This window comes from Streptomyces sp. NPDC054840 (assembly GCF_053611065.1).
Genome location: NZ_JBSGZP010000853.1, coordinates 1 through 2,630, shown reverse-complemented (window position 1 = coordinate 2,630; position 2,630 = coordinate 1). Strand labels below are relative to the sequence as shown.

The following is a 2,630-nucleotide window of genomic DNA, read 5'->3' as shown; positions in this document are numbered from 1 at the left end:
GGCCCTTCACGCACCTGGATCAGCTGCGGCCGCGCAGCTCCCGGTACGTGGCCACCAGGGCCTTCGTCGAGGCGTCCAGCCCCGGCACGTCCACGCCCTCACTCAGCGCGGGCTCGACGCGCTTGGCGAGCACCTTGCCGAGCTCGACGCCCCACTGGTCGAAGGAGTCGATGTTCCACACCGCGCCCTGGACGAACACCTTGTGCTCGTAGAGCGCGATCAGCTGCCCCAGCACCGCCGGGGTGAGCTCCCCGGCCAGGATGGTGGTCGTCGGGTGGTTCCCGTGGAAGGTCTTGTGCGGGACCAGCGACTCCGGGGCGCCCTCGGCACGCACCTCGTCCGCCGTCTTGCCGAAGGCCAGGGCCTGGGTCTGGGCGAAGAAGTTCGCCATCAGCAGGTCGTGCTGGGCCGCGGGGGCCGCCTCCAGCTCCACCACCGGCCGGGCGAAGCCGATGAAGTCCGCGGGGATGACCTTCGTCCCCTGGTGGATCAGCTGGTAGTAGGCGTGCTGCCCGTTGGTGCCGGGCGTGCCCCAGACCACCGGGCCCGTCTGCCACTCCACCGGATTGCCGTCGCGGTCCACGGACTTCCCGTTGGACTCCATGTCGAGCTGCTGCAAGTACGCCGTGAAGCGCGACAGGTAGTGGCTGTACGGGAGCACCGCGTGCGACTGGGCGTCGAAGAAGGCGCCGTACCAGATCCCCAAGAGGCCCATCAGCAGCGGTGCGTTCTCGTGCGGAGGCGCCGTACGGAAGTGCTCGTCCATGGCGTGGAAGCCGCCGAGCATCTCGCGGAAGGCGTCCGGGCCGATCGCGATCATCAGCGAGAGGCCGATGGCGGAGTCGAAGGAGTAGCGTCCGCCGACCCAGTCCCAGAACCCGAACATGTTGGCCGGATCGATGCCGAAGTCGGTGACCTTCTCGGCGTTGGTCGACCGCGCCACGAAGTGCCGGGCCACGGCGGCCGGGTCCCCGCCCAGTCCGGCGAGCAGCCAACCCCGCGCCGAGGTGGCGTTGGTGATGGTCTCGATGGTGGTGAAGGTCTTGGAGGCGATGATGAACAGCGTCTCGGCCGGGTCCAGGCCCCGCACGGCCTCGTGCAGGTCGGCGCCGTCGACGTTGGAGACGAAGCGCACCGTCAGATCGCGGTCGGTGAAGGCGCGCAGGGCCTCGTACGCCATGGCCGGGCCGAGGTCGGAGCCGCCGATGCCGATGTTGACGACGTTGCGGATGCGCTTGCCGGTGAAGCCGGTCCACGCTCCCGACCGGATCTGGTCGGAGAAGGCGGCCATCTTGTCGAGGACGGCGTGCACCTCGGGGACGACGTTCTCGCCGTCGACCTCGACGACCGCGTCCGCCGGTGCGCGCAGGGCGGTGTGCAGCACCGCCCGGTCCTCGGTCGTGTTGATCTTCTCGCCGCGGAACATCGCCTCGCGCAGCTCGGCAACGCCCGTGGCGTCGGCCAGCTCGCGGAGCAGCGCGAGCGTCTCGTCGGTGACGAGGTGCTTCGAGTAGTCGATGTGCAGGTCCCCGACCTGCAGGGTGTAGTCGGCGCCGCGGCCGGGATTCTCCTCGAACAGGTCCCGCAGATGCGTCTGCCCGAACTCCTCCCGGTGCTTGCCGAGTGCCAGCCATTCCGGCGTCCGGTTCAGCTTCGAACTGCTGCCTGCGTTCATCTCGGACATCAACCCACTTCTTCCGTCCTGTCGTGCCCCGCCGGCTCCAACCTAAGGGATCACAAGCGGCAGAACGCACACAAAGAGGCCCGGTCCCACAGGAGAAGTTCCTGCGGGACCGGGCCTCACGTCACACTCTTCGAGCCGTCTCAGATCTCGCCGCGGAGTTTGGCGAGCGCCTCGGCGAGGATCGCCTCGCCGTCGGCGTCCGAGCGCCGTTCCCGTACGTACGCCAGGTGCGTCTTGTACGGCTCGGTGCGCGGCGGTGCGGGCGGGTTGTCCCGGTCCTGGCCGGCCGGGAACCCGCAGCGCGGGCAGTCCCAGGTGTCCGGCACCTGCGCGTCGCTGGCGAAGCTCGGCTGCGTCTCGTGCCCGTTCGAGCACCAGAAGGAGATGCGCAGGCGTGGCGCGGACTCGCCGCGCTCCGCCTCACCCATCGGCCCCGCTCCGACCCGGCTACCACGGATCGCGTTGCCACTTGCCACGGTCGTAACTCCCTGCGTGATGGTGCCGCGGAAGGTGAGTGGAATTCCGCCGCGGAGCGCCCAAGTCTACGTAAGGCCCAACGCGCGTCCAGGGAGCGGAGTTACTGATTCCACGCGATGAACGCCGACCCTCATGATAGGCCGGGCGGTGCCGACCGGACTGCCGGAATGGCCAGAACGGTCAGGTGCTCGACTTCGTCAGCAGGCCGAGCGCGACGATGCACGCGAACCACAGCAGACCGACGACCACGGTGATGCGGTCGAGGTTGCGCTCCGCGACGGAGGAACCGCCGACCGACGACTGCATACCGCCGCCGAACATGTCGGAGAGGCCGCCGCCCTTGCCCTTGTGCATCAGCACGAGCAGCATCAGCAGGGCGCTGAAGACGATCAGGGCGATCGAGAACCCCATAATCACGGCTGATTCCTACTTTCTGGCTTTCGGGCTTTCCGGCTTTGCGAGATGTGCA

Annotated in this window: 3 protein-coding genes; all 3 read right to left on the bottom strand. The window is 68.5% G+C overall.

From position 1 onward, the window contains the following. Positions 1-19: 19 nt before the first annotated feature. The 3 genes from pgi to secG all read right to left on the bottom strand — a co-directional run bounded on the left by pgi (position 20) and on the right by secG (position 2,572). Positions 20-1,675, bottom strand: coding sequence for a glucose-6-phosphate isomerase (pgi, locus tag ACWGIU_RS35055; RefSeq protein ID WP_453712138.1), 1,656 nt, complete (start codon positions 1,673-1,675; stop codon positions 20-22). Positions 1,676-1,824: 149 nt separating this feature from the next. Next, complete coding sequence (locus tag ACWGIU_RS35050) at positions 1,825-2,160, bottom strand: RNA polymerase-binding protein RbpA (protein WP_010352468.1); 336 nt, start codon at positions 2,158-2,160, stop codon at positions 1,825-1,827. A 181-nt stretch (positions 2,161-2,341) separates the two neighbouring features. Further along, entirely contained in the window at positions 2,342-2,572 is a 231-nt protein-coding gene (gene secG, locus ACWGIU_RS35045; RefSeq protein ID WP_030720398.1) for a preprotein translocase subunit SecG, read from the bottom strand. Between the last annotated feature and the right edge of the window lie 58 nt (positions 2,573-2,630).